The organism is Pseudomonas yamanorum (assembly GCF_900105735.1).
GTDB classification, from domain to species: domain Bacteria; phylum Pseudomonadota; class Gammaproteobacteria; order Pseudomonadales; family Pseudomonadaceae; genus Aquipseudomonas; species Aquipseudomonas yamanorum.
The window spans coordinates 5,038,750-5,061,568 of record NZ_LT629793.1; the positions used below are offsets into that span (position 1 = coordinate 5,038,750).

General features: G+C 61.1%; 20 protein-coding genes and 2 pseudogenes. 17 read left to right on the plus strand and 5 right to left on the minus strand.

The window, feature by feature from the left end:
- Nucleotides 1-31: 31 nt before the first annotated feature.
- The gene (fadD2, locus tag BLU46_RS23665; RefSeq protein WP_093206869.1) at nt 32-1,720 is read left to right on the plus strand and encodes a long-chain-fatty-acid--CoA ligase FadD2; all 1,689 of its coding nucleotides are present in this window, start codon (nt 32-34) and stop codon (nt 1,718-1,720) included.
- 394 nt (nt 1,721-2,114) lie between these two features.
- The gene (fadD1, locus tag BLU46_RS23670) at nt 2,115-3,806 is read left to right on the plus strand and encodes a long-chain-fatty-acid--CoA ligase FadD1 (RefSeq protein WP_093206871.1); all 1,692 of its coding nucleotides are present in this window, start codon (nt 2,115-2,117) and stop codon (nt 3,804-3,806) included.
- A 184-nt stretch (nt 3,807-3,990) separates the two neighbouring features.
- Here fadD1 and BLU46_RS23675 read toward each other — a convergent pair whose 3' ends face one another.
- On the minus strand, nt 3,991-4,368 hold the full coding sequence (locus tag BLU46_RS23675) for a hypothetical protein (protein WP_093206874.1): 378 nt from the start codon (nt 4,366-4,368) through the stop codon (nt 3,991-3,993).
- A gap of 199 nt (nt 4,369-4,567) precedes the next feature.
- Here BLU46_RS23675 and BLU46_RS23680 point away from each other — a divergent pair, with 199 nt between their 5' ends.
- From BLU46_RS23680 to def, 3 genes are all read left to right on the plus strand, one after another.
- Nucleotides 4,568-4,753, plus strand: a complete 186-nt coding sequence (locus BLU46_RS23680) for a CsbD family protein (RefSeq protein ID WP_003213044.1) — start codon at nt 4,568-4,570, stop codon at nt 4,751-4,753.
- Nucleotides 4,754-4,935: 182 nt separating this feature from the next.
- Nucleotides 4,936-5,880, plus strand: coding sequence for a YihY/virulence factor BrkB family protein (locus BLU46_RS23685; protein WP_063027715.1), 945 nt, complete (start codon nt 4,936-4,938; stop codon nt 5,878-5,880).
- A gap of 3 nt (nt 5,881-5,883) precedes the next feature.
- Nucleotides 5,884-6,423, plus strand: a complete 540-nt coding sequence (gene def / locus BLU46_RS23690) for a peptide deformylase (RefSeq protein ID WP_003213049.1) — start codon at nt 5,884-5,886, stop codon at nt 6,421-6,423.
- 124 nt (nt 6,424-6,547) lie between these two features.
- Here the strand turns inward: def and BLU46_RS23695 are convergent, their stop codons facing one another.
- Both BLU46_RS23695 and BLU46_RS23700 read right to left on the minus strand, forming a co-directional pair.
- On the minus strand, nt 6,548-7,372 hold the full coding sequence (locus BLU46_RS23695; RefSeq protein ID WP_093206881.1) for a class I SAM-dependent methyltransferase: 825 nt from the start codon (nt 7,370-7,372) through the stop codon (nt 6,548-6,550).
- 60 nt (nt 7,373-7,432) lie between these two features.
- Nucleotides 7,433-7,870, minus strand: a complete 438-nt coding sequence (locus BLU46_RS23700; RefSeq protein ID WP_093206884.1) for a GNAT family N-acetyltransferase — start codon at nt 7,868-7,870, stop codon at nt 7,433-7,435.
- Between the two features lie 334 nt (nt 7,871-8,204).
- Here BLU46_RS23700 and BLU46_RS23705 point away from each other — a divergent pair, with 334 nt between their 5' ends.
- The 9 genes from BLU46_RS23705 to BLU46_RS23745 all read left to right on the plus strand — a co-directional run bounded on the left by BLU46_RS23705 (nt 8,205) and on the right by BLU46_RS23745 (nt 18,973).
- The gene (locus BLU46_RS23705; protein ID WP_093206887.1) at nt 8,205-9,146 is read left to right on the plus strand and encodes a fatty acid desaturase; all 942 of its coding nucleotides are present in this window, start codon (nt 8,205-8,207) and stop codon (nt 9,144-9,146) included.
- A 9-nt stretch (nt 9,147-9,155) separates the two neighbouring features.
- On the plus strand, nt 9,156-9,935 hold the full coding sequence (locus BLU46_RS23710) for a phosphate/phosphite/phosphonate ABC transporter substrate-binding protein (RefSeq protein ID WP_093206890.1): 780 nt from the start codon (nt 9,156-9,158) through the stop codon (nt 9,933-9,935).
- A gap of 137 nt (nt 9,936-10,072) precedes the next feature.
- The gene (locus BLU46_RS23715; RefSeq protein WP_093206893.1) at nt 10,073-10,582 is read left to right on the plus strand and encodes a sigma-70 family RNA polymerase sigma factor; all 510 of its coding nucleotides are present in this window, start codon (nt 10,073-10,075) and stop codon (nt 10,580-10,582) included.
- Nucleotides 10,579-11,514: a FecR domain-containing protein gene (locus BLU46_RS23720; RefSeq protein WP_093206896.1), complete on the plus strand. Its 936-nt coding sequence runs from the start codon at nt 10,579-10,581 to the stop codon at nt 11,512-11,514. Before BLU46_RS23715 ends, BLU46_RS23720 begins: the two co-directional genes overlap by 4 nt.
- Before the next feature lie 253 nt (nt 11,515-11,767).
- A complete protein-coding gene (locus tag BLU46_RS23725; RefSeq protein ID WP_093210186.1) occupies nt 11,768-14,407 on the plus strand; it encodes a TonB-dependent receptor in 2,640 nt (879 codons plus the stop codon).
- A 165-nt stretch (nt 14,408-14,572) separates the two neighbouring features.
- Entirely contained in the window at nt 14,573-15,586 is a 1,014-nt protein-coding gene (locus BLU46_RS23730) for an ABC transporter substrate-binding protein (RefSeq protein ID WP_093206899.1), read from the plus strand.
- Nucleotides 15,586-16,512: an aliphatic sulfonate ABC transporter substrate-binding protein gene (locus BLU46_RS23735; protein WP_093206902.1), complete on the plus strand. Its 927-nt coding sequence runs from the start codon at nt 15,586-15,588 to the stop codon at nt 16,510-16,512. The genes BLU46_RS23730 and BLU46_RS23735 overlap by 1 nt, the downstream gene beginning before the upstream one ends.
- A 65-nt stretch (nt 16,513-16,577) precedes the next feature.
- Nucleotides 16,578-17,582 (plus strand): ornithine cyclodeaminase family protein, encoded by a 1,005-nt coding sequence (locus tag BLU46_RS23740; protein ID WP_093206906.1) that lies wholly within the window; start codon nt 16,578-16,580, stop codon nt 17,580-17,582.
- Entirely contained in the window at nt 17,579-18,973 is a 1,395-nt protein-coding gene (locus BLU46_RS23745; protein WP_093206909.1) for an HAL/PAL/TAL family ammonia-lyase, read from the plus strand. The genes BLU46_RS23740 and BLU46_RS23745 overlap by 4 nt, the downstream gene beginning before the upstream one ends.
- A 107-nt stretch (nt 18,974-19,080) precedes the next feature.
- On the opposite strand, the gene gstA is transcribed toward BLU46_RS23745, so the two are convergent.
- Nucleotides 19,081-19,683: a glutathione transferase GstA gene (gene gstA, locus BLU46_RS23750; RefSeq protein ID WP_093206912.1), complete on the minus strand. Its 603-nt coding sequence runs from the start codon at nt 19,681-19,683 to the stop codon at nt 19,081-19,083.
- A 98-nt stretch (nt 19,684-19,781) separates the two neighbouring features.
- Here gstA and BLU46_RS23755 point away from each other — a divergent pair, with 98 nt between their 5' ends.
- From BLU46_RS23755 to BLU46_RS33615, 3 genes and pseudogenes are all read left to right on the plus strand, one after another.
- Nucleotides 19,782-20,651, plus strand: a complete 870-nt coding sequence (locus BLU46_RS23755; RefSeq protein ID WP_093206915.1) for a LysR family transcriptional regulator — start codon at nt 19,782-19,784, stop codon at nt 20,649-20,651.
- A 272-nt stretch (nt 20,652-20,923) separates the two neighbouring features.
- A pseudogene (locus BLU46_RS33610) lies at nt 20,924-21,547 on the plus strand (PAS domain-containing protein); the annotation flags it as partial.
- 165 nt (nt 21,548-21,712) lie between these two features.
- Nucleotides 21,713-22,138, plus strand: a pseudogene (locus tag BLU46_RS33615) (methyl-accepting chemotaxis protein); the annotation flags it as partial.
- Nucleotides 22,139-22,213: 75 nt separating this feature from the next.
- On the opposite strand, the gene BLU46_RS23765 reads toward BLU46_RS33615, so the two are convergent.
- Nucleotides 22,214-22,720, minus strand: coding sequence for a hypothetical protein (locus BLU46_RS23765; protein ID WP_063027741.1), 507 nt, complete (start codon nt 22,718-22,720; stop codon nt 22,214-22,216).
- Between the last annotated feature and the right edge of the window lie 99 nt (nt 22,721-22,819).

Genomic DNA, 22,819 nt, shown 5'->3' on the forward strand with positions numbered 1-22,819 from the left:
GCCGGACCACTCAGGTAAGAGGACAAGAATAATGCAACCTGATTTCTGGAATGACAAACGCGCGGCCGGGGTGCCCAGCGAGATCGACCTGAGCGCCTACAAGTCGGTGATCGAAGTCTTCGAGCGTTCCTGCAAGACCTTTGCCGATCGTCCGGCGTTCAGCAACATGGGGATCACTCTGACATACGCCGAGCTGGACCGGCGCAGTGCCGCGTTCGCCGGTTACCTGCAAGGGCACACCGACCTCAAGCCGGGTGACCGCATTGCGGTGCAGATGCCCAACGTCCTGCATTATCCGATTGCCGTGTTCGGCGCCCTGCGCGCCGGGCTGATCGTGGTCAACACCAACCCTCTGTACACCCCGCGGGAGATGCGTCACCAGTTCAAGGACGCCGGCATTCGTGCATTGGTGTACCTCAATCTGTTCGGCTCGCGGGTTGAAGAAGTCAGCAAAGACACCGAGATCGAGTACCTGATCGAAGCGAAAATGGGCGACTTCATGCCCGCCGCCAAGGGCTGGCTGATCAACACCGTGGTCGACAAGGTCAAGAAGATGGTCCCGGCCTATAACCTGCCCCAGGCCATCTCGTTCAAGCGTGCCCTGCACTTGGGCGCCGGCCAGGCGCTCATCCGCCACCCGGTGACCCTGGACGACATCGCGGTGCTGCAATACACCGGCGGCACCACCGGCCTGGCCAAGGGCGCCATGCTCACCCACGGCAACCTGGTGGCCAACATGCAGCAAGTGCGGGCGTGCATGTCGCAACTGGGGGACGACGGCCATCCGCTGATCAAGGAAGGGCAGGAGGTGATGGTCGCGCCGCTGCCGCTGTACCACATCTATGCCTTCACCGCGAATTGCATGTGCATGATGGTGTCGGGCAACCACAACGTGCTGATCACCAATCCCCGGGACATCGGCGGCTTTATCAAGGAGCTGAAGAAGTGGCGCTTCACCGGGCTGCTGGGGCTCAACACGCTGTTTGTGGCGTTGATGGATCACCCTGATTTCAAAAGCCTGAATTTCTCTCACCTCAAGCTCACCAACTCCGGCGGCACCGCGCTGGTCAAGGCGACGGCCGAGCGCTGGCAGCAACTGACCGGCTGTGCGATTGGTGAAGGCTACGGCCTCACCGAAACCTCACCGGTGGCCAGTACCAACCCCTATGGCGGCAAATCGAAGCTGGGTACCGTGGGCATTCCGGTGCCGGGCACGGCGATGAAAGTCATCGACGACAACGGCGTGGAGTTGCCGCTGGGTGAGCGGGGCGAGTTGTGCATCAAGGGCCCGCAAGTGATGAAAGGCTACTGGCAGCAACCGGTGGCGACCGCCGAGACCCTGGACGCCGAAGGCTGGCTCAAGACCGGCGATATCGCGGTGATCGACCCGGATGGTTTTGTGCGCATTGTTGATCGCAAGAAGGATTTGATCATCGTCTCGGGTTTCAACGTGTACCCCAACGAGATCGAAGACGTGGTGATGGCGCATCCAGCGGTGGCCAGCTGCGCAGTGATCGGCGTACCGGACGAGCGTACCGGCGAGGCGGTGAAGCTGTTTGTGGTGGCCCGTGCCCAGGGCGTGAGCCTTGAAGAGCTGAAGACCTACTGCAAGGCCAACTTCACTGGCTACAAGGTGCCCAAGCACATTGTGTTGCGTGAGTCGTTGCCGATGACGCCGGTGGGCAAGATCTTGCGGCGTGAATTGCGCGACATAGCCTGATTTGAAATAAGGTCAAAAAATGTGGGAGCGGGCTTGCTCGCGAAAGCGGTGTACCAGTCGACATATCCTGTGACTGACACTGCGCTTTCGCGAGCAAGCCCGCTCCCACATGTGGTGTTTATTCATTCAGTTTAAATGTGTAGAAGCCCATTCCAGAGCCTTTTATCGGCTTATAGAATCTTTGCTCTAAAAATGACCATTAGATATTCTTGAGTCATGTTTATGACCGTAGGGGCCTCTTTTGGCTCTAGGCGGCCTTTGGCAAAGCTGCTACTCTCGGCGCGCTTTGTGACCTCTTGGCCTGCTTTTAACCGCCAGACTCACCCAAAAACAAACAAATAATAATCGCATCAAATGCGATGAATGAATTCGCGTCGCTGAGGAGTGGGCTTCCATGATCGAAGACTTTTGGAAGGATAAGTACCCCGCCGGGATTGCTGCAGAAATCAATCCAGACGAGTATCCGAATATTCAGGCGGTACTGAAACAGTCCTGCCAACGCTTCGCCAACAAACCGGCTTTCAGCAACCTGGGCAAGACAATCACCTACGGTGAACTGTACGAACTGTCCGGCGCCTTTGCCGCCTACCTGCAACAGCATACCGACTTGCAGCCCGGTGATCGAATCGCCGTGCAACTGCCCAACGTCCTGCAATACCCGGTCGCCGTATTCGGTGCCATCCGTGCCGGCTTGATCGTGGTCAACACCAACCCGCTGTACACCGCGCGGGAAATGGAACACCAATTCAACGACTCCGGTGCCAAGGCCTTGGTCTGCCTGGCCAACATGGCGCACCTGGCTGAAAAAGTCGTGCCCAAGACTTCCGTCAAGCACGTGATCGTCACCGAAGTCGCCGACCTGTTGCCGCCGCTCAAGCGCCTGCTGATCAACAGCGTCATCAAGTACGTGAAGAAGATGGTCCCGGCTTACCACTTGCCCAAGGCCATCAAGTTCAACGACGTCCTGGCCAAGGGCCACGGCCAGCCGGTGAACGAAGTCAGCCCCGCCAGCGACGAAGTCGCCGTATTGCAATACACCGGCGGCACCACCGGCGTGGCCAAGGGCGCGATGCTGACCCACCGCAACCTCGTCGCCAACATGCTGCAGTGCAAGGCGCTGATGGGCTCCAACCTCAATGAAGGCTGCGAGATCCTGATTACCCCGCTGCCGCTGTACCACATCTATGCCTTCACCTTTCATTGCATGGCGATGATGCTGATCGGCAACCACAACATCCTGATCAGCAACCCGCGCGACCTGTCGGCGATGGTCAAGGAACTGTCGAAATGGAAGTTCAGCGGCTTTGTCGGCCTGAACACCCTGTTTGTTGCGCTGTGCAACAACGACGCCTTCCGCAAGCTGGATTTCTCGGCGTTGAAAGTCACCCTGTCGGGTGGCATGGCCCTGCAACTGGCGGCGGCCGAGCGCTGGAAAGCGGTTACCGGCTGCTCCATCTGCGAAGGTTACGGCATGACCGAAACCAGCCCGGTGGCCACCGTGAACCCGATCCAGAACATCCAGATCGGCACCATCGGCATCCCGGTGCCGTCGACCCTGTGCAAGGTCATCACCGATGACGGCGTCGAACTGGCGCTGGGTGAAGTGGGCGAGCTGTGCGTCAAGGGCCCGCAAGTGATGAAGGGCTACTGGCAGCGCGAAGACGCCACCGCCGAGATCCTCGACAGCGAAGGCTGGCTGAAGACCGGTGACATCGCGATCATCCAGCCCGATGGCTACATGCGCATTGTCGACCGCAAGAAGGACATGATCCTGGTCTCCGGTTTCAACGTGTACCCCAACGAGCTGGAAGACGTGCTGGCGACCCTGCCGGGCGTGCTGCAATGTGCGGCCATTGGTGTGCCGGACGAGAAGTCCGGGGAACACATCAAGATCTTCATCGTGGTCAAGCCCGGTGCCACCCTGACCAAAGACCAGGTGATGGAGCACATGCGTGCCAACGTCACCGGCTACAAGGTGCCCAAGGCCGTGGAGTTCCGCGATGCGCTGCCGACCACCAACGTGGGCAAGATCCTGCGTCGTGAACTGCGGGACGAAGAACTGAAAAAGTTGGGTTTGAAGAAGTAACTCGGCCCCAATAAACAAGCCCCGCAGATGCGGGGCTTTTTATTGAACGCTGATTCCGCCACTTGGAATGCAATCCAAATGTGGGAGCTGGCTTGCCTGCGATAGCGGTGGGCCAGTCACCGCCGTGTGAGCTGACCCACCGCTATCGCAGGCAAGCCAGCTCCCACAGGTTTGAACCGTATTCCTACAGTGCGAACTGCGCGAAGCTCACACCGGCACCAGCCGGGCGTACATCCTTCAGGAACGAGTCCTTGTCGGCACTCAGCTCCAGGGTAATCTCCGGCTTACGCTTGCCAGCATTGCGCACCACCAGCCCTTCGAGCTTCTCGCGTAAAAACACCGTCGGCACCTTCAGGTGCAGCAACTGGTCGCTTTCGGCGTTGTGCATCAACAAGTGAATCCACTCGTACTGGCCCAGGGCAATCCGGCCCACCGGCAGGTCGAACCACCAGATGTTGCGTTTGCGGTCCAGGTCGGTGAAGTGGCAGTTGTTGACGCCGAGTACGGCACCGCCCAGTTCCTGGTTTCTGCGGGCAATGGCCTGTGCTTTATTGAGTTTCATAACCTTCCTACGGGATCTGTTATCCAGCGCTTGCGCCTGGATGTGCCCGGCATTCTCGTGGGTTGGCCGCAAAACATAAAGCCAAACCTGTACGGCGCGATGAAATGCCGCTCAAAAAATAATTGAAACTCTCTGGAAAGGCCAAGGGTCAACGATTACGTAGTGACCAAAATCCTCGATTGTTCCCAGGAGAAATACCATGAGTAGCACATCGGATAAGGCAAAAGGTTTGGCGAACGAAGCCGTCGGCAACATCAAACAAGGTGTTGGCAAAGTCACCGGCAACGACAAGTTGCGGGCTGAAGGCGTGGTTCAGGAAAAGAAAGGCGAAGTGCAAAAAGCAGTCGGCGACACCAAGGACGCGGTAAAGAAAGCGGTCAAATAGTCCTGACCTGGCTGACTGCTCTCCAGCAGCCGAACGGCCATCCACGGATGGCCGTTTTTGTGTCACCCGTAGTGATTAAACATTGGAAATTGTTTCAAGGTCGCCAAATGGGCTACCTTGATGTAGAAAACGGCCCCTGAGTCGCCCACGAACTCATATTTTTTGCGGCGAAAGGAGACGCTATGATTTTTCCGGTATTACAAGGCCTGCCCCTGCACAAAGTGCTGGTGCGCACCGTCACAGAGTTCCTCGATGACGAGATGCCTACGTACGCCTCGGCACTGGCCTACCAGATGCTGTTCTCGCTGTTTCCCTTCCTCCTGTTCCTGATTGCCCTGATCGGTTTCCTGCACCTGCCGGACTTCTTCACCTGGCTGCGCATGCAATCGGAATTGGTATTGCCGCCCCAGGCCCTGGAGCAGGTCAACCCGGTGATCGACCAGTTGCAGCAATCCAAGGGTGGACTGTTGTCGGTGGGTATCGTGATTGCGCTGTACACCGCCTCGGCGGGTGTGCGCCTGATGATGAGTGCGATGAACGCCGCCTACGACGTGGTGGAAGGCCGGCCGATCTGGAAGCGGTTCCCGTTGTCGATTTTCTACACCGTAGGTTTCGCCGGCATGCTGTTGGCCGCCGCTGCACTGATGGTGCTTGGGCCGCAGGTGATGGAATGGCTGGCGGGGCAGATCGGCATGCAGGAATTCGTGGTCACGCTGTGGACCATCCTGCGCTGGCCGCTGATCGTGATCCTGTTGATGTTTTCCGTGGCCTTGATGTACTACGTAATGCCTGACGTGAAGCAGAAGTTTCGCTTTATCACCCCAGGATCGGTGCTGGCGGTGGTGGTCTGGATCATCGCTTCCCTGGGGTTTGGCTACTACGTCAAAACCTTCGCAGACTACAACGCCATGTATGGCAGTATCGGCGCGATCATTGTGTTGTTGCTGTACTTCTACATTTCGGCCGCCGTGCTGTTGCTGGGGGCGGAGATGAACGCGGTGATCGAACACATGTCGGCGGAAGGCAAGGATCCTGGTGAAAAGGACTTTGACGAGCACGACGAAAAAAAGCATGTTTCCGGCCTCGGCCGAGACCCCTCACTCAAGCCCACTACCGACGAAGTCTGATCGATGATCCGTGAAATCCTGAAAATGGGCGATGAACGCCTGCTGCGTATTGCCCCGCCGGTTCCGCCGGAGATGTTCGACAGCCCCGAGCTGTGGCAGTTGATTGATGACATGTTCCAGACCATGGAACACGTCGGCGGCGTTGGCCTGGCCGCACCGCAGATTGGCGTGGACCTGCAACTGGTGATCTTCGGTTTCGAGAGCAGCGAACGCTACCCCGACGCGCCCGCCGTGCCCCAGACCATCCTGATCAACCCGCTGATCACGCCGCTCAGCCCGGTGCTGGAAGAGGGTTATGAAGGGTGCCTGTCGGTGCCTGGTTTGCGTGGGGCAGTGGACCGCTACCAGCAGATTCGCTACGAAGGGTTTGATCCCAAGGGCGAGCCGATTGTGCGGATCGCCGAAGGCTTTCACGCACGGGTGGTACAGCACGAGTGCGATCACCTGATCGGCCGGCTGTATCCGTCGCGGATTACCGATTTCAGCAAATTCGGGTTTATTGAAGTGATGTTCCCGGATATGGATCCGACGGCAGACGAATAACCCTCAGGCAAAACACACATCAAACTGTGGGAGCTGGCTTGCCTGCGATAGCATCACCTCGGTTTAGCTGATACACCGAGGTGCCTGCATCGCAGGCAAGCCAGCTCCCACAATCAGGTCATGTTCATTCAGATTTTGCGGGCTTCACAAACCGCAACGTCATCCGATCCGACTCACCAATCGCCACATACTTCGCCTTGTCCTTCTCCCCCAGCGTCAACGCTGGCGGCAACGTCCAGACCCCATCCGGGTAATCCTTGGTGTCTTTCGGGTTGGCATTCACCTCGCTCTGCCCCTCAAGCTTGAACCCCGCATCGGTCGCCAGTTTCACCACATACGCCGTGGTCAGGTAACCGCTGTGCTTGATGTCTTCCAGTGATGCCCCATCCTTGGCCCGGTGATCCACCACCCCCAGCACGCCACCCGGCTTCAACACCTTGAAGAACGCCTCGAACATCGCCGGCGCCGTATCCGCCATCACCCAGTTATGCACGTTGCGAAAAGTCAGCACGGTGTCCGCCGAGCCTGGCGTGCCCAGCACCGGCGCCTTGGGGTCGAACTCGGCAAAGCCTGCCTTGGAATAATGCACCGGGTCTGCGGCGAATTTCTTCTTCAGGTTTTCCTCTGACGTACGCGCATAGGCACTGCTATTCGGCGCCTGCACAGCGGCGATGTAATGGCCATTATCCTTGAGCAGCGGCGCCAGCACTTCGCTGTACCAGCCGGCACCCGGGGTGATTTCGATCAGGGTCTGGTTAGCCCGCAAGCCAAAGAATTCCAGGGTCTGTTGCGGGTGACGATAAACATCGCGCGCGCTGTTGGCCGGCAGGCGCCAACTGCCGGCGAGCACGCTTGCGTACTGCTCGGCGGAAACCGGCGCTTCGGCTGCCTGGCTCAAGGCCGGGGCGAGGAGGGCTGCAAGGGATAAGGCTGCAAGGGTCGCTTTCATGATCATCCTGTAATGGGCCGCTGGTGCCGCCGAGGCTAGCATGGGGCCCACAACGGCTGATCACACTTTATTGAAGGTCGACCTCACCAACGGTTCTAAGCCCATCGCAATCATTGGCTTGTTACGTTTGTAACGCACCAGGCGCTCGGACAGAGACTGCGGCAGCAACGTGTCCTGGGTAAAACCCAGGCGTTGGTAAAAGCCTTCCAGGTCCGGATGGCACAGCAGCCATACCGTGCCTTCAACACCGGCCACCGAGGCTCGAACCAATTGCGCCGCCAGCCCCTGGCCACGCATCGCCGGGTCGACAAACAGCCCGGTCAACCATTGCCCGCCCACCACCGGCGTCAGGCACAGGCCCGCGATAATCTCGCCGCCTTTGGCCACCCACAACTGGCCGCCCTTGAGGGCCTTCATCGGTGAGTTATGGCTGCGGTAGAACTTGTTCAGCAGCGGCCACAGAGGCTCTGCCAGTCGGTCGATGTGCAACTCGGGCATGGTTTTCAAACACGCGAATTCAGGGGCGAAGATTATAAGTCGGGCAAAGCGCCTTCTGTTGGGCAATCGGTGTTATACCCAGTGTTACATCCCCTGTAAGTGGAGCACGCATCATGGCCAAAGGTCTGAATTCCAAGAAAGCTGACAAGAAGAAACCGGCAAAGACCGCCGATGAAAAACGCGCCGAGAAAAAGGCCAAGAAAACCGACAGCAATCTGTTCGGTCACTAAAGTTCTAAGCTAAGCACCAAACGATCTGCAAGATTTTCCCGCCTCATTGCACAGAGCAGGATGAAGCCGACTTTCTCGTCGGCCACGCCTGCCCTGAGCTGCCGATGTCCAACTACCTTGATGAAACCCACAGCCTCGAAATCGAAGCCCTGGCCCAGACCTTTACCGCTCGCACCGAGTGGCCGACCTGGCTGCTGTTGATCGGTGTGTATGCCGGTTGGTTTACGGTGATGCTCGGCAGCCATTGGCTTGGCCTGTGGCTGAGTACCGCGCTGTTGATTCCGCTTGTGACGCTGTGGATGTCCCTGCAACACGAACTCCTGCACGGCCATCCCACCCGTTTCAATGCCCTGAACAAAGTCCTCGGCTACGCGCCGTTTGCCGTCTGGTACCCCTACACCCTGTACCGCAACTACCACCTGGTGCACCACAACGACGAAGACTTGACGGTGCCGGGTGTCGATCCGGAAAGCCGCTACCTGAATCAATTGCAGTGGTCAGCGAGTTCACCCTTTGAGCGCACCCTGCATTGGCTCACCAAGACCGTCCTCGGGCGCTTCCTGCTGGGTTCGCCGCTGGCGCTGTGGAAACTGGCGCGCAACGAATTCAGGCGCCTGCGCCAAGGCCAGCGCCAAGCCTGGTTGATGTGGCTGAGCCATGGCACCGTGACCGCGCTGATGCTGACCTTCATTGCCCACTACAGCGTGTTGCCGGTGTGGCACTACGTGGTGCTGGTCAGCGTGCCGGCCTTGTCGGTGGCGGCGATCCGTTCCTACTATGAACACCGCCCGCACCCACAACCGGAACAGCGCACGGTGCTCAATGAAGCGGCCTGGCCGTGGACCTGGCTGTTCCTCAACAACAACCTGCACCTGGTGCATCACGATTTGCCGAAGTTGCCGTGGTACTTGCTGCCCACCGTCTATCGTGCGCGCCGGGAACAATGGGTGGCGCGCAGCGGCGGGTTCCTGGTGCAGGGTTACGGCCAGTTGATCGGCCGTCACGGGCTCAAGGCCATCGACAGCCCACGGCATCCCTTTGCTTGAGAGACGACCATGAGTGACCGCTACGCCGAACTGCTGATGTACGTGGCGCCACAAGAAGTGCAACAGGCCAATGAGCGCTGGCTTTCGCGTATCCTTGAACGCCTGGGCCTGACCCGCCGCAATGCCGAACACCTCGACCTGCGCAGCCTGTGGCGCGCCCCCGAATTGCTGCTGACGCAAACCTGCGGCTACCCGCTGATGACCGAGTTGCGCGGGCAAGTCCAGGTGATTGGCCGCCCGCGCTACGAACTGCCCCACAGCAGCGGCGGCCAGCATTGCAGCCTGCTGCTGACCCGCGACGACAATCCACGCACCGCCTTGGCCGACTTCCATAACAGCCGCGGCGTGATCAACGGCCATGACTCCAACAGCGGCATGAACCTGCTGCGTGAACGCCTGGCGCCGCTGCAGCAGGGCGGTCGGTTCTTTGCCGAAGTCGGCATCAGCGGCGCTCATCGCGAAAGCCTGCGCTGGCTGCGGGAAAACCGCGCCGACCTTGCCGCCATCGACAGCGTGACCTTCGACTACCTCGCGCGTTTTGCGCCGCAGGAAGTGGCCGGGCTGCGGATCGTCACCCGCAGTGCGCCCAGCCCGACGTTGCCGTACATCACCGCGCCGGGCTCAAGTGAACACCTGCGGGAAGCCATGAACCTGGCCTTGCAGGACCTGCCCGACGTGGTGCAAACCCTCGGCGTACACGAAGTGCTGCCCGCCAGCGAAGCGGATTACCAGGTGCTGCTGGATTACCGGCAGCAGGCGGAAGCCTTGGGTTATCCACGCCTCCAATGATCGTTCCCACGCTCCGCGTGGGAACGATAGGTTATATAAAAATGCCTTTTAAATATTATTAAAGAATAAGCAGCCTTGCTAGGATCGCTCCACCGGAACACCGGACATAACGCGCAACCTACTCAGATGGAGCCACTATGTCCGGCGCCGACACTTCTCACAGCGATTACGTGGGCGGATTATTCCGCAGTCATTACGACTGGCTGTGCGGCCGTTTGCACCGCCATCTCGATTCCCGTGCCCACGCCGAAGACATCGCCGCCGACACCTTCGTCCAACTGTTGAGTTCCCCGGGCGTGACGCCGATCCGCCAGCCACGCGCCTTGCTCACCACCATCGCCCAACGCCTGATGTACCAGCTATGGCGCCGTCGAGACCTGGAGCGCGCCTACCTCGACGCCCTCTATCAGGACGAAACCTCGCCCGCGCCATCCCCGGAAGACCTCGCGCAAATGCTCGAAGCCCTGCAGGCCATCGACCAGTTGCTCGACGGCTTGCCGGCCAAGGTCAAGGCGACCTTCCTGTTGTCGCAACTCAACGGCCTGACCTACCCGGAAATCGCGGCCGAGCTGGGCATTTCCCAACGCTCGGTCAGCGACTACATGACCCGCGCCGTCAATCGCTGCCTGCGGCTGTGCCTGGAATGAGTGACGAACTGATCGACAGCGCCACTCGCTGGGTGGTGTTGCTGCGCTCCGGCGAGGCGAGTGCCACGGACTGGCAGCGTTATCACCAGTGGCGCGCCGCAGATCCGCGTCACGAAGCCTTGTGCCAACAACTGGAAACCCGCCTCGGTGTGTTTCAAATTCCGCAGGCCCAAGGCGTCAGCGGCAAGGTATTGCAGCAGGCACTGGACGCGCCTTCCAGCCGCCGCACCGTGTTGCGCGGCGCCCTGGTGGGCGCTGGCCTGATGCTGGGCGCCGGTTGGCTGGCCCGGCCGGTGGTGGAGGATTTGACCGCCGATATCCGCACCGGCACCGGCGAACGGCGCACTGTAGAGCTGGCCGATGGCAGCGAGTTACTGCTCAACGCCCGCAGTGCCGCCGATATTCAATTCGACCCACAACGCCGCGTGGTGCGCCTGCGCGACGGTGAGTTGCTGGCGAAGATCGCCAAGGACAGCCACCGGCCGTTTTTCATCCAGACCGACCAGGCCCGAGTGCGCGCCGATGGCAATCGCCTGCTGTTGCGTGAGCGCGAAGGGCAGGGCCACGTGGTTGCGCTCAACGGCGCCCTGGAGATCGACGGCCAGAACGGCGAACGCCTGCAGCTGGAGGCCGGGCACGAGGTCACTTACGACCGCTTCGGCTTCGGACCGGTGCTCGCCAGTTCCTCGGGCGCGACCGCCTGGATCGATGGCTTCCTGCAAGTGCGCGACCGCCCGCTGGTGGAGGTGATCGATGCACTGCGTCCGTATCACAACGGCGTGCTGCGCCTCGATCCGGCAGTAGCAGGGTTGCGGGTCAGCGGCCTGTACCGCCTCGACAATCCCGACCAGATCCTCGACACCCTGGCGCGCACCCTGCCGATCCACATCACCCGTCGGACCGGGTTGTGGGTGACCGTCAGTGCCACCTGAAAACGGTTCACCTCGGTCAAGGTGGGAGCTGGCTTGCCTGCGATGCGAGCACCTCGGCCTCTCAGATGTACCGCAGCGATCCCATCGCAGCCTCGCTAAAGCTCGACAGCTTCCACAGTTGACCGCGTCGTTTCCGAATGTCGGTTCTAACGACATAACCAAACGATCTGCAAGTTTTGCCCCGGCCATCCCACATCACTCCCGTAAGCGCTGCGGGGAGCAGCGCTCAGGAGTTTCCTTGGGGGGAGCCAACGTGAGCCCATTCAACCGTACACCGCTTCGAACCTTTGCCCTGGTGCCGTTGGCCAGTCTGTTCCTTTCTTTCGCTGCCAGCGCCGAAGACGCGCGACAGGTCTACCACATCGCGCCCGGCCCGCTGGACGAAGTGCTGCTGAACATCAGCCGCCAGAGCGGCCAAGTGATTTCCTTCACGCCGCAGCTGGGCAACTATTCCTCGGCCAGGGTCGACGGTTCACTGTCGGCGCAACAGGCCGTAGACGCCGCACTCAAGGGCACCGGCCTGCAAGTCCAGGTCAGCCCGGACGGTGCCTTCATCATCAAGGAAGGCGCCAAAGCCGCGCCCGCCAGCAACAGCATCAAGGCGCAAACCGCCGAAGCCCAGGCGCCGACCCTCGACCGCGTGGTCGCCATCGGTACCCGTCGCAGCGATGCCACGGCCCTGACCAGCAGCGCCCCGGTAGACGTGATCAACGCCGAAGAACTCAAGCAAACCGGCGCCACCAGCCTTAACCAGGCGCTGTTCCAACTGCTGCCGTCGTTCAACTTTCCGCAGAACAACAGCGCCACCCGCGGCCAGGATCCGAAAGGCGCGTCCCTGCGCGGCTTGTCCCCGGACCAGACCCTGGTGCTGATCAACGGCAAGCGCCGGCACACCTCGGCGGTGGTGAACATTTCCGGCGGCGTGCCGTTCATTGGCGCGCAGCCGGTGGACCTGGACATGATCCCCATCAGCGCCATCGACCACGTCGAAGTGCTGCGCGATGGCGCCTCGGCGCAATACGGGTCTGACGCGGTGGCGGGGGTGGTCAACATCGTGCTCAAGGAGCGCGACAGCGGTGGCGGCATCAACACCCAACTGGGCAAATACGCCCAAGGCGACGGCTTCAGCAAAACCACCGATGGCTGGTACGGTATCGGCTTGCCAGGGGACGGTTTCCTGACCCTGAGCTTCAACACCCTGAACAACAAACCCGATGACATCGGCGACAAATACGTCGCCGATGGCCAGGTACAAGACCCGCGCTGGGGCGGTGCCGGGCGCGACAAATACAACCTGGCAGCCAACGCCGAGATCGGCCTGAATGACCAATGGCGTCTCTACAGCTTCGCCACCTTCGGCCAGGACACCTCGGTCAACAACACGCCGCCGCTGCTGGCCAGCAGCCCTAACAACGTGGCCGGGATCTACCCCAACGGCACCATCCCGAAATACCGCTATCGCTATGAAGACGGCGCCGTCACCGTCGGCACCCGCTACGAAGACGAGAGCATCGGTCGCTTCGATTTGAGCGCTACCTATGGCCGCGACGAGCACGACGAGCTGGCCTTCAACACCGTCAACCCGAGCTATGGACTCAACAGCCCGACCAAGTTCAACGTGGCCACGCTGGTCAACGACCAGACCAACATCGCCCTGGATTACGCCAAGGATCTGAACGTCGACTGGTCGAGCCATCCCCTCACCGTGTCGGCGGGCGTTGCCTACCGGCATGAACAGTATCGGCTGGAGGCGGGCGACTACGATTCCTACTCTTACGGCGGCATCGACGGCGTGCAGGTTGGTGCGGTGCAGGCGTCGGGCCTGACCCCGGACGACGCCGGCACCTTCAAGCGTGATGTAGGTGGCGTGTACTTCGGCCTGGAAAACCAGGTCACCGACAAGCTCCAGGTGGGCATTGCCGGGCGTACCGAGCACTACTCGGACTTCGGCTCGGCCACCACCGGCAAGCTCTCGGCGCGCTATGACTTCACCCCGCAAGTCGGCCTGCGGGCCACGGTCAATAACGCCTACCACGCGCCGAGCCTGGGGCAGATCGGTACTTCCTGGACCACCACCACCAACCTCGACGCCAACGGCAACCCGGTGCTGACCCGCATGCTGCCCGCCGACAACCCGGCCGCCCGCGCCCTCGGTGCCCAGCCGCTGAAACCCGAGAAGTCCACCAACTATTCCCTGGGCCTGGTGCTGCGCCCAACCGAACAGGCCTCGCTGACCATCGATGCCTACCAGATCTCGATTCGTGACCGCCTGCTGTTCAGCGGCGGGATTTCCGGACCACTGGCCGAGCAGATCCTCAAGGATGCCGGCTACGGCCAGTACTCCTGGGCGCAGTTCATGACCAACGCTGCCGACACCCGCACCCGTGGCGTCGACATCGTGGGCAAGTACAACCTGGACCTTGAGCAGTTCGGCAACCTGAACCTGTCGGCGGGCTACACCAAGGCCCGCACCACAATCGAAAAGGTCCACGAAAACCCCAATGGTTTCGAAGTGCTGACCCGCGAGTCCCGTGGCTTCCTGGAGCACGGTTACCCGGAAGACAAGGTGGTGTTCGGCGCGGTCCACAAGCTCAACCAATGGACCATCGCCCTCAACGAAACCCGTTACGGCAAGTACCGCAAATATGCCTCGAGCGAAGCCAACGCCCAGTACGACCAGACCTTCAGCGCGCAATGGACCACCGACCTGGACGTGAACTACGCCTTCACCAAACAACTGCGGGTGTCGGTGGGCGTCAACAACCTGTTCGACAGCAAGCCTGATGACTACAACACCCGTTTGCGCCAGACCCCGGGCCAGCAATACAGCTACCTGTCGCCGACAGCGCCGGAAGGGGCGTTTTACTACACGCGGCTCAGTTATGACTTTTAAACCCTGATCTAGAAAGGTGTGGAGATCAACTGTGGGAGCTGGCTTGCCTGCGATTGCATCACCTCGGTCTTCCTGAAAAACCGAGGTGTCTGCATCGCGGGCAAGCCAGCTCCCACGCTGACACTGCCCACTCTGGATCTGTCTTGAATCTCCAAGAGGCTACTTATGAGAACACTCAAAAACCTGCTCGGTGGCTCGCTACTGGCACTGACCGTCCTGGCGCAGTCCGCCACGGCCGCCGAACCGGTCAAACCGATCCACTTCGGTGACATCACCTGGGAAAGCGGCAGCCTCATCACCGAAGTACTGCGCCTGATCGTCGAGAAAGGCTATGGCCTGCCCACCGACACCTTGCCCGGCAGCACCGTGAGCCTGGAAGCCGCCCTGGCCAAGGACGATATCCAGGTGATCGGCGAAGAGTGGGCCGGGCGCAGTCCGGCGTGGGTCAAGGCCGAAAGCGAAGGTAAAGTGTTCGGCCTGGGCGATACCGTCAAAGGCGCCACCGAAGGCTGGTGGGTGCCGGAATACGTGATCAAGGGCGACGCCGAACGCGGCATTAAACCCCTGGCCCCGGAGCTTAAATCCGTCGCCGACCTGGCCCGCTACAAGGATGCGTTCCGCGACCCCGAAGACCCCACCCGCGGGCGCTTCCTCAACAGCCCCACCGGCTGGACCTCGGAGATCGTCAACAGCCAGAAACTCAAGGCTTACGGCCTGACCGACACCTTCGTCAACTTCCGCACCGGCTCCGGCGCGGCGCTGGATGCCGAGGTCGCTTCGTCGATCCGACGCGGCAAACCTGTGCTGTTCTACTACTGGTCGCCGACGCCACTGTTGGGGCGCTTCAAGCTGATCAAACTGGAAGAGCCACCGTTCAACGCCGAAGCCTGGAAGACCCTGGCCGACGCCAACAACCCGCACCCCATCGGTACTCGCTCGATGCCAGCGCACCTGGCGATTGGCGTGTCGGCGCCGTTCAAGGCGCAGTACCCGCAACTGGTGACGTTCTTTGAAAAGGTCGACCTGCCGATTGACCTGCTCAACGGCATCCTCGCGCAAATGGCCGAGAAACGCACCGCGCCGCGCCAAGTGGCCGAAGCGTTCCTGAAAGAACAACCGCAGGTCTGGCAGCAATGGGTGCCGGCGGACGTCGCAGCCAAGGTCAAGGAGAGTCTCTGATGCACAAGCTCATCGCTGCCACACTGTTGGCGCTGTGCGCCGGGCCTCTGCTGGCGGCAGACCCGGCCACCCTGCGCGTCGGGTACCAGAAAAGCTCGGTGAGCATGGTGCTTGCCCGTGAGCATCACCTGTTCGAAGAAGGGCTGCCGGGCACCAAGGTCGAGTGGATCGAATTCCTCGGCGGCCCGCCGCTGATCGAAGCCTTGAACGGCGGCAGCATCGACATCGGCAATATCGGCGACATCCCGCCGATCTTCGCCCAGGCTGCCGGCATCGACATCCGCTACATCGGCGTCGAACCCAATGACGGGCGCACCGAAGCGATCCTGCTGCCCAAGGACAGCACCGTGCAAAGCGTGGCCGAACTCAAGGGCAAGCGCGTTGCGCTGCTCAAGGGTTCCAGCGCCCACAACCTGTTCCTCAAAAGCCTGCTGCGTGCGGGCTTGCAGTGGAAGGATGTGAACGTGGTGTACCTGTCGCCCTCCGACGGCCGTGCCGCGTTTGAACAAGGCAAGGTCGACGCCTGGGTCGTGTGGGACCCGTACTACTCGGCGGCGGTGGTGGACGGTTCGGCGAAAGTGTTGGGGGATGGCCAGGGGCTGAACCCGGCGGGCAGTTTCTTCATCGCCAGCGGCCCGTTTGCCAAGCAGCACCCGCAGGCGATTGCCGCGATTCTCAAGGTGTTTGCCCAGGCGCAGCGGTTGTCCCTGGACCAGCACGACGAAAGCGTCGCGCTGATGGCCAAGACACTGGGCTTGCAGCCGGCGGTGGTGGAAAGCTACTTCCAGCATCGCTCGCCGACGCCGAGCCGGCCACTGAATGCGACGGACATCGCCACCCAACAAGGCACCGCCGACGCGTTTTTTGCCAATGGCCTAATCCCGAAAAAGGTCGATGTGCAGCAAGTTGTGTTCAAGGCCCCATAACAAGCTCCCTCGGCACATAAAAGCCTCTTCAGCGTCGACCTTCGTAACCCATCAGTGAGCAGACCATGCAACCGATCTACATCGACTTCCTTAACGGCCTGGACATCGACGAACTGGCCCTGACCAACGACGAAATCCTCGACGCCATCGAATCCAGCCTGGCGATCCAGGGCCGCAGCGAGGCGGTGATCGAGCCGCGCATGCACCTGATTCCCGGCGGTGAAATAAACGGCCACTTCAACGTGCTGCGCGGTGTATTGGGCGGCGCAATCGGCTACGCCGGGGTCAAGGTGGTGGGCGACTTTGTCGACAACTACCGCAAGGGCCTGCCCTCGGAACTGGCGATTCTCAACCTGCTGGACCCGGCCACTGGCATCCCCAAGGCTATCCTTGATGCCTCGGCGATCACCGACATGCGCACCGGCGCCGTCACTGCTATCGGCGCCAAATACCTGGCCCGGCCCGACAGTAAAATCCTCGCGCACATCGGCGCCCGTGGCACCGCGTATTGGAACGTGCGGCTGCTGGACCATCTGTTCGACTTCGACGAAATCCGCGTGCACTCGCGGCGCAGCGAAAGCCGCGAAGCCTTCGCCGAGCGCCTGCGCCGGGACCTCGGCAAACCGGTGATTGTCACCGACGATTGGGAGTCTACGGTGCGCGGCGCCGACATTGTGGTGGAGGCGTCACGCCTGGATCAGCCGCAACCCTTGCTGCGTACCGAGTGGATCAAGCCCGGCGCCTTCGTCGTGCCCTACGGCACCATGAGCGCAGTGGAATTGTCCTTGACCGACATCATGCACAAACGGGTGGTGGACGATTGGGGCCAGTGCAAGGACGGTATGTTTGGCGCATTGCGCGCCCATGTCGATGCCGGGAAACTCAGTGCCGAGACCTTGCATGCGGAGTTGGGGCAGATCGTCGCGGGGTTGAAGAACGGCCGCGAAACACCCGAAGAAACCATCCTGTTCTGGCACCGTGGGTTGAGCCTGAGCGACATCGCCTTGGGCCACGCACTGCTGGAAAAATCCAAGCGCCTGGGCATCGGCCAGCGGTTGCGTTGGGCATGATTCACTTCGATCCCGATGGTTTGGCGATTGAGGATTTACTGTTGATTGCCCGGCAGGATGCACCGGCTGAATTCAGCGGTGCGGCCCGCCAGCGTATCGACGAAGGCCATCAACTGTTGCTGCGCCTGGTGGCTGAAGGCACGCCGATTTACGGGGTGACCACCGGCCTGGGTGCGGCGGTGGATACGCCGGTGTCGCCGGTGCAGGCAAACATTCCACTGGGGCGCGCAGTGGGCGTTGGGCGCCTGGCCAATCGAAAGGAGTTACGCGCGATCACGGCAGCCCGGTTGGCCGGGTTGGCCCAGGGGCGCTCGGGCATTTCGCCAAGGGCGGCGCAGGCGCTGTTGGATTTGCTTAATAGCGGCCTCGAACCCGAGGTGCCGTTGCTCGGATCATTAGGCGAGAGCGACCTGGCGCCGTTGGCCCATTTGAGCCTGGCGCTGAACGTACCACTGACGGGCAAGGATGGCCTGGCGCTGGTGTCGGCCAACGCTGCGAGTATCGGCCTTGGGGCGTTGCTGGTGGCTGAAGCCGAACAGGCATTGCAGGCCGTGTTGGCGGGGCTGGCGTTGTCGTGTGAAGGCTATCGGGCCAACCTCAGTCCGTTCCAGCCGTGGGCTTCGCGGTTGCGTCCGGCGCCGGGGCAAAGCGGGCAATCAGCGGCGGTGCTGGAATTGCTGGCGGGCGGCGAATTGGCCGATAACCCGCGTCGGTTACAGGACCCGCTGAGCTTTCGCTGTGCCACGGTGATTCAAGGCGCGGCGCGACAGGCGGTGCAGGCGTTGCGCGAGTTGATCGAACTGGAACTGGCCAGCGGTGCGGACAATCCGGCGTTGATCAGCGAAGACGTGTTGGTGCTGGCCACGGCCAATTTCGACAGCACCCATCTCGCGCTGGCGGCCGAAGGCTTGGGCCTGGCGTTGAGCCGCGTGGCGGTGTGCAGCGCCGAGCGGATTGCCAAGTTGCTGTCGCCGGCCTCCAGTGAACTGCCACGCTTTTTGATCAAACAGCCCGGGCACGTAGGCATGGCCGCCTTGCAGCGCACCGGTTCGGCGTTGGTGGCGGAGATTGGGCATTTGGCCAATCCGATCCCGGCGGTGAGCGTGCCGGTGGCGGATCGCGTGGAAGATTATGCGGGGCAGGCGTTGGCGGTGGTCGAGAAAACCCGGCAGCTGGTGCAGCGCGTGGTGTGGCTGGGCAGCATTGAGTTGATCGTGGCGGCGCAGGCAGTGGATCTGCGCGGCACGGTTCAACTGGGGGAGGGCACCCGGCGTATTCATGAGGCAGTGCGCAGCCAGGTGGCGCATCTGGATCAGGATCGATCGGGGTCGGTGGATGTGCTGGCGTTGGCTACATTCATCGAAAACGATGGCTTGAAACCCATTCTCTAAAACAATGGAGATCAAATGTGGGAGCTGGCTTGCCTGCGATAGCGGTATTGGATTCACCATCGCTATCGCAGGCAAGCCAGCTCCCACATTTTTGACTGCATTTCAGGTCATGGATTTTCAGCGGCCAGGGCGGCAATTACCGCCGGCCGCTCGCTGATCCGCTGCTGGAACTTCGCCAGCGCCGGCCACTGCTGCAAATCGATATCAAACAACCCCGCCCAGCGCAGCACCACAAACAGGTACGCATCCGCCACCGAGTACTGCGCGCCCAGCAGGTAGTCCTGACGCTCCAGGGTCTGCACCAGAATTGCAAACCGCTTGAACAGCGTGGCCTTGAACAGCGCCTTCACCTCATCCGGAATCGCATCCTTGAACAACACCCCCAGCCCGCCATGAATCTCGCTGGAGACAAAGTTCAGCCACTCCTGCAAACGCACCCGCTCCCAACTGCCATTGGCCGGCGCCAGGCCTGCCGCAGGTACCCGGTCAGCCAGGTATTGCAGGATCGCGGCGCCTTCGGTCAGCACCTCGCCGTTGTCCAGTTGCAGCGCCGCCACGTAGCCCTTGGGGTTGATCTGCAGGAAATCATCACCGTCAGCGGTGAGCTTTTTCTGGTTGTCGACGCGAATCAATTCAAACGGCAGGGCCAGTTCCCGCAGCACGATATGGGACGCGAGGGAACAGGCATTCGGGGAAAAATACAGCTTCATCGGGGCAACTCCGCAGGACAGTTGCCTTCAGTCTCGTGGGCATGGCACCTTGCGTAAAATTAATCTTTCAGAACCCTGCCATAAGGACAGCTACTGCCATGATGAACCTGATGCACTGGCGCCTGCTGGTAGCCGTGGCGGACAACGGCAGTATCACCGCGGCCTCCGAGCGGGTGGGCATGACTCAGTCCGCCGCCAGCCAGGCCATGGCGGCCATGGAGGCCAACCTCGGTGCGCAACTGTTTGTGCGTGAGGCACGCCAGACTGTGCCCACCGCCTTGGGCCTGCAAGTGATCGAGCAGGCGCGGGTGATGATGGGGACCTTGCAGGCGATTCGTACCACGGTGGACGAGGCGCGGCCCATGCTGCGTGGGACGATTCGCATCGCGAGTTTCCCCATGGTGCTGGCGGTGTTCCTGCCGCCGCTGTTGCGGCGGTTCAACCAGCTTTACCCGGGCATCGAGGTCACGGCCCTGGAAGTCACGGACGATGAAGTGAACACCTTGCTCGACGCAAATCTGATCGACTTGGGGGTGGTGCTCAACCCGCCTTCCGAGCGCAATGCTGCGGTGCTGGGGCGCGATAACTGGGTGGCGGTGCTGCCGATGGCCCACGGGTTTTCCCGGCGCCCGGCGCAGGCAACCGTGATGCTGGAAGAATTGGTGGAGCAACCCTTTGTGCTTGCCACCGGCGGCTGCACCGTCAACGCCCGCAGCCTGGCGCAGGAAGCCGGTCTGACATTGCGCGAGGTACGGGTGGAAGTGCGGGAATGGAACAGCGCCTTCAGCCTGGTGCGCGAAGGTGTCGGCGTCACCCTGGTACCCGAGATGACCCTGCCGGCCCAGCGCCACGGCTTGCGCATCATGCCGCTGGCGGAGCCGGTGCATCGCGAGTTTGCGTTGGTGACATCACGCCACCAACCGCCTTCCGCAGTGGTTAATGCTTTGTTGCAAATGCTGGCTGACTAGTGGCCTTGCATAGCGCCAACGCCTGTCTATGCTCACCCAGAACCGTTGATGACGCTCGGCATATAAAGCGTTTCGGATAGGTTCCCCCATAAAGGTCTGCGATCAAGATTCAAACCGTGAATGGAATGCGCCCGCGTGGGCGTCGGGAAAATAAAGGGTGATCCGCCATGTTCAACCGCCAACACAAATCCGACCTGCTGGAAATCGAACGTTTCTCCTGTGCGCTTACCGAAGCCAAAGCCAAATTGGCCGCCATCAGCCGTTCCATGGCAATGATCGAGTTTGATCGCGACGGCATCGTGCTGGATGCCAATGAAAACTTCTGCAGGACCATGGGCTACCGCGCCGAAGAAATTCGCGGCCAGCATCACCGGATTTTCTGCGAAGAGGCCTACACCCACACCGACGCCTACGCCAAGCTCTGGCGCGACCTGGCGCGGGGCGAGCCTCTCAGTGGCACCTTCATGCGGTTGAACAAGCATGGTCAGGAAGTGTGGCTGGAGGCCAGTTACATGCCGGTAATCGGTGCCGACAACCAGGTGCAGAGCGTGATCAAGGTGGCCTCTGACATCTCGGCGCGGATTCACCACGAGCATGAAAACCAAAGCTTGATCGACGCCATCGGCCGCTCCATGGCGGTGATCGAATTCACCCCACAAGGCCAGATTCTGAATGCCAACGACAACTTCCTGAAGACGGTGAAGTATTCCCTCGGTGAAATTGTTGGTCAGCACCACAGTATGTTCTGCCATCGCGGTGAGACCGATTCGCCGGCCTATAAAGCCTTCTGGGCCTCGCTCAATCGCGGCGAATATCACTCCCACCGGTTTGAACGCAAAGACAAATTCGGCCAGACGCTGTTCCTGGAAGCCTCCTACAACCCGATCTTCGATGCCAGCGGACGCCTGTACAAAGTGGTGAAGTTCGCCAGTGACATCACCGACCAGGTCACCACCTTGCGCACCGCCGCCGACTCGGCCCACGCCACCTCGGTGCAGAACGACGCCTGCGCCCGCAAGGGTTCGGAAGTGGTGCAGCAGACCGTGCAGATCATCGAAGAAATTTCCCGTGACCTGAATGAGGCTGCCGTGAGTATCGATGCGGTGAGCAAGCAGTCGGACATTATCGGCAGCATCGTCCAGACCATCCGGGGCATTGCTGACCAGACCAACCTGCTGGCGCTCAACGCCGCGATCGAAGCGGCCCGGGCCGGTGAACATGGGCGCGGGTTTGCGGTGGTGGCGGATGAGGTGCGCAGCCTTGCGGCACGTACCAGCCAGGCGACGATCGAGATTGTGGACGTGGTGCGCAAGAACCACGACCTGTCGATCAGCGCGGTGTCGAGCATGCAGTCGAGCTTGAGCCGCACGGGGCTTGGGGTGGAGCTGGCGAATGAAGCGGGGCAGGTGATCCTGGAGATTCAGGAAGGGTCACGGCATGTGGTGGATGCGATCAGTCAGTTCAACTCGACACTGCAACTGCAGTAACACCGCAGATCAAATGTGGAATGAGCTTGTGTGGGAGCGAGCAAGCCCGCTCCCACATTTGGTTTGTGGTGTTGCTTAGATCGCAGCCAGGGTTTCTTTCACCGTCTGCGCCTGCGGGTCAGCGGTTTTCGCTGCTACTTGCTGCGCCTGCTGGTCCTTCAGGCGTGCGGCCACTTCCTTGGAAATGGCATCCTGCTTTTCCTGTGGCAGGTTTTTCACATCTTCTTCGGTCAAACCCTGTTCCTTGAGCAGTTGCTCGCGGATGCGCTCGGCCGGGCTTTTCTTCATGTAGTCGGTGAAGTCACTGCGGGCCGATGTGGTGGAGTCGGTCTTGGGCACATCGGTGCTCGACGTGGTCGCGGTGGTGGCCTGCAACTGCACGCGGGTCTTGGCAAAGGCTGCGTCGATGTTGTCAGCCTTGGCATCCGCGGCGGCCTGGGTGGTGGACACGCCGGCGGCACCCTGCGCGTTTTGCGCGGCACCGCTGTACAGCGCGCTGGCGGCAGCGTTGGCCGGGTCCATGTCTGCGCGCTTGATGCGTTGGATCGTCGACTGAGCCTGGGGATTGTTGTTGATCAGCATGATCAGGACACCTGTGGATGTGGGCGGTGCCACAGGAGGAGCAATTAGCGTGCCCAATGGTGTGGCCCCGTGTTTACGGGGCTTTTGGCCGCCACCGTC

Bases quoted from the DNA above. Each gene is read 5' to 3' on its own strand.
- fadD2 (WP_093206869.1), top strand. From the start codon at position 32: ATGCAACCTGATTTCTGGAATGACAAACGCGCGGCCGGGGTGCCCAGC.
- fadD1 (WP_093206871.1), top strand. From the start codon at position 2,115: ATGATCGAAGACTTTTGGAAGGATAAGTACCCCGCCGGGATTGCTGCA.
- BLU46_RS23675 (WP_093206874.1), bottom strand. From the start codon at position 4,368: ATGAAACTCAATAAAGCACAGGCCATTGCCCGCAGAAACCAGGAACTG.
- BLU46_RS23680 (WP_003213044.1), top strand. From the start codon at position 4,568: ATGAGTAGCACATCGGATAAGGCAAAAGGTTTGGCGAACGAAGCCGTC.
- BLU46_RS23685 (WP_063027715.1), top strand. From the start codon at position 4,936: ATGATTTTTCCGGTATTACAAGGCCTGCCCCTGCACAAAGTGCTGGTG.
- def (WP_003213049.1), top strand. From the start codon at position 5,884: ATGATCCGTGAAATCCTGAAAATGGGCGATGAACGCCTGCTGCGTATT.
- BLU46_RS23695 (WP_093206881.1), bottom strand. From the start codon at position 7,372: ATGAAAGCGACCCTTGCAGCCTTATCCCTTGCAGCCCTCCTCGCCCCG.
- BLU46_RS23700 (WP_093206884.1), bottom strand. From the start codon at position 7,870: ATGCCCGAGTTGCACATCGACCGACTGGCAGAGCCTCTGTGGCCGCTG.
- BLU46_RS23705 (WP_093206887.1), top strand. From the start codon at position 8,205: ATGTCCAACTACCTTGATGAAACCCACAGCCTCGAAATCGAAGCCCTG.
- BLU46_RS23710 (WP_093206890.1), top strand. From the start codon at position 9,156: ATGAGTGACCGCTACGCCGAACTGCTGATGTACGTGGCGCCACAAGAA.
- BLU46_RS23715 (WP_093206893.1), top strand. From the start codon at position 10,073: ATGTCCGGCGCCGACACTTCTCACAGCGATTACGTGGGCGGATTATTC.
- BLU46_RS23720 (WP_093206896.1), top strand. From the start codon at position 10,579: ATGAGTGACGAACTGATCGACAGCGCCACTCGCTGGGTGGTGTTGCTG.
- BLU46_RS23730 (WP_093206899.1), top strand. From the start codon at position 14,573: ATGAGAACACTCAAAAACCTGCTCGGTGGCTCGCTACTGGCACTGACC.
- BLU46_RS23735 (WP_093206902.1), top strand. From the start codon at position 15,586: ATGCACAAGCTCATCGCTGCCACACTGTTGGCGCTGTGCGCCGGGCCT.
- BLU46_RS23740 (WP_093206906.1), top strand. From the start codon at position 16,578: ATGCAACCGATCTACATCGACTTCCTTAACGGCCTGGACATCGACGAA.
- BLU46_RS23745 (WP_093206909.1), top strand. From the start codon at position 17,579: ATGATTCACTTCGATCCCGATGGTTTGGCGATTGAGGATTTACTGTTG.
- gstA (WP_093206912.1), bottom strand. From the start codon at position 19,683: ATGAAGCTGTATTTTTCCCCGAATGCCTGTTCCCTCGCGTCCCATATC.
- BLU46_RS23755 (WP_093206915.1), top strand. From the start codon at position 19,782: ATGATGAACCTGATGCACTGGCGCCTGCTGGTAGCCGTGGCGGACAAC.
- BLU46_RS23765 (WP_063027741.1), bottom strand. From the start codon at position 22,720: ATGCTGATCAACAACAATCCCCAGGCTCAGTCGACGATCCAACGCATC.